Annotated in this window: 3 protein-coding genes; all 3 read right to left on the reverse strand. The window is 55.2% G+C overall.

Annotated elements, in window-relative coordinates; all coding sequences use genetic code 11:
• Positions 1–679 (reverse strand): ABC transporter permease (locus ACEW8P_RS19490; protein ID WP_373514750.1); only part of this gene is annotated, 679 nt, incomplete at its 3' end.
• A 32-nt stretch (positions 680–711) separates the two neighbouring features.
• A complete protein-coding gene (locus ACEW8P_RS19495) occupies positions 712–1,917 on the reverse strand; it encodes a DUF4374 domain-containing protein (RefSeq protein ID WP_373514751.1) in 1,206 nt (401 codons plus the stop codon).
• Positions 1,914–2,685: TonB-dependent receptor domain-containing protein (locus tag ACEW8P_RS19500; protein ID WP_373514752.1), on the reverse strand; the 772-nt coding region annotated here is incomplete at its 5' end. The genes ACEW8P_RS19495 and ACEW8P_RS19500, both read right to left, overlap by 4 nt.

A 2,685-nucleotide genomic window follows, 5' to 3' on the forward strand; every position in this document is an offset into this window, starting at 1 on the left:
CCAGCAGGCTCCAGCAAAAGAGGTACAGCGTGTAGATCGACCAGACGTAGAGCATGGTCGAAACAGGAACAGTCGTCGCCATGACTAGCCGCGACATGCCCAGCGTGGCCGCAAACAAAACCGTGAAGCCCAGCTCGAAGACCAGGAACGTGGCCAGGGTTTTGGCAAAAAGAATCCTTCGAAGATCGATTCCCTGGGCGAGCAGCAAAGGCAGCGTACCCCGCTCCCGTTCGCCGTTGATGCCGTTGAACGAGAACAGAATAATGAGCAGGGGAAAAACCAGTTGGCAAATCAACGCGGGACTTAGCCAGCCGAACCGAAGACCCGTCCCGTTTTCCTGGCTTTGGCTGAAAAGAAAATCATTCTGCCGGTGGGGCTCCATATAAACCGAACTCCCGGTGTAGGGGGTCAGGCCGGGGTCGAAGCCATGCATCGGCGAAGGCTTTTTGTAGGCATAGTTGCCAAAATGCGCCGCCATGTGCGGGTGTTTGGGTTCCTGGCTCAGCCATTCCCGGCGCGATTTCTGCTGAGCATCCTGCCGGACATCGAGCAGGTCGGCCTGGTAGTCGAGCTGGTGCCACAGCGCCACGGCCCCGATGACCACACCAAAGATCAACAGGGCTATGAGTCGCCGCTCGCGCGCCCATTGCCTCCATTCGTTCAGCATTATAAGTCTCATACTGATTTTTAGCTATCGGCGATTTGACCCGCTCATTTGAATTTTACGAACCCATTGCTCACCCCCGCGCTCAGGTCGAATTCTTTCTTTACCGTTCCGCTCGACAAATCGAGAGAATACATCGCATTGGTGGTGGGGGTCGGTGCGCTTAGGTACAGCTTGGATTCGTCCCACTTGCTGGTCATAGCCGAACTGGATACCTTCGGAAGCAAGGCGGAAAGTTCGCCCTGGGACGTTTTTTGGTAGAGATCCACCTTGAAATATCGGTAGCCCGCATTTTTGCTATCGTCAAAAGGATAGTTGGCCGGATCTTCGCTCTTGAGGGTCAGGGCGCGGCCGTTGCCGTAGTAAAAAAGACCCTGACAATCGGAACCCACGGTTTTGGTAAGATCCATGAAATAAGTCGGGTCAAAAGTGGTCTGCCCGTTTTTGATGCGTACCACCCCGCTCGGCACTTTGGCCTGGTTGCCCGTTCCGGTAATGTAAATGTCTTTGTTTTCATCCAGCACGATGCTGCTGGGACCGAAGCTACTGGCCGATCCTCCGTTCCAGATAATGCCACAGCGGCCGTCGGCAATCAGTTTTTCCACCTTGTCGGTCTTCCGGTTGATCACCGCCACGTACACCGAATCGCCCAGGTTGGAAAAACTGGCCGTCTGGTAGTTCACGCCCATAAACACATAATCGTCGCGGTGAGTCATGCCTAGGTAGAACACGTCCTTAGCACCACGCTTCTGGATGGGAGTCAGGTCGATGGTACCCGTGATCTGCATGGTGGTCGGGTTGAATTTTACCAGCTTGGGCACCCCGCCAAAGCCGTTGCTGGCGGCGTAGGCTTCGGTGTCGCTCACGAAATCCACCGCCCCGAAGGTGTTCAAGCTCTGCACTACGAACGCACCCAGTTCCTGGGGGCGTCCCTGGGCGTCGAATCCGTACTTTCGCAAGGTGGCCGGCGCGCCAAAGGTGGTGAGGTACTGGTGTTCCTTATAGGAATGCATAATACCCGAACCAGTGAGTTCGGCGGCTCCCTCGGTGCCGACTACGCCACTGGGCAATTGCTTGAAGCCGCTGAAATAAGCGGTCTGGTTGGGAAAGGCCCCGCCGGTAACCATTAGGGCGTACTTTACGGCCTCGTCGTTGGCATTCGGTGCCGGGTCGGTCTTTTCACAAGCCGAAAGAAAGAGGCTAAAAGCGGCGGATAGAGCCAGGATTACTTTGCTGATTTTCATTGTGTTCATTGTTTAAATTGATAGATTCTAAGTTTGAGATTGTACGTTCTTCCCGGCAATTGCACTTTGAAATTGTCGTAAATAAGTCGGTTGAAAAGGTTGTTCACGTCGAGCGCGAGGGATATTCTGCTTTTGTAATGAAGCACCGAAACACCCAGGTGATTGACGAACTGGGAGGGTATGCTGTTTTTCAGGGCAGGGTCGCCGTCGATCGCCCAGTAGAGGTAGTAACCGTGGACATAACTGGCGTTCCAGTAAAATTGCACGTGGGCCGATTTCTGCAGCACGCTATCCCGGTTGACGGTAATTCCCCCGTTGGCAAAGAAGTAGGGGATGTTGGGCATTCTGGCTCCGAAATAGCGCGCGCTGTTGACCCCGTAGCCGTCGATCAGCGACCGATTGCGCAGGTCCTGGAACGTGACACTGGCATCCAGCGCCAGCCAGGGGCGGGGCTGAACTTTTACTGCACCTTCGACGCCCCGGATATTGACTTTCAGCGCGTTCTGGTACTGCGCGTAGAATGGCGCTGGGGGCAGATAGATGATGTTCTCGACGTTGCGAAGGAATCCCGAAAGTTCCACGTCGAACGGGCCGGAGCGGAAAACCAGGGTCAGATTCAGGTTGTCCGACTGCTCGGGAAGCAGGGCGGGATTGGGCCGCACCAGCCGGAGATCCCCAAAGGTTTCGGTTTCGTCGGGCAGACGGGTGGCTTTCTCAAAGGAGGCTTTGGCAAAAAAACGGCGGTTCAGGAAATAGGTGAAGGCTGTGTTACCTCCC

The sequence above is a fragment of the Persicitalea sp. genome, from assembly GCF_041751555.1.
GTDB lineage: Bacteria > Bacteroidota > Bacteroidia > Cytophagales > Spirosomataceae > Persicitalea.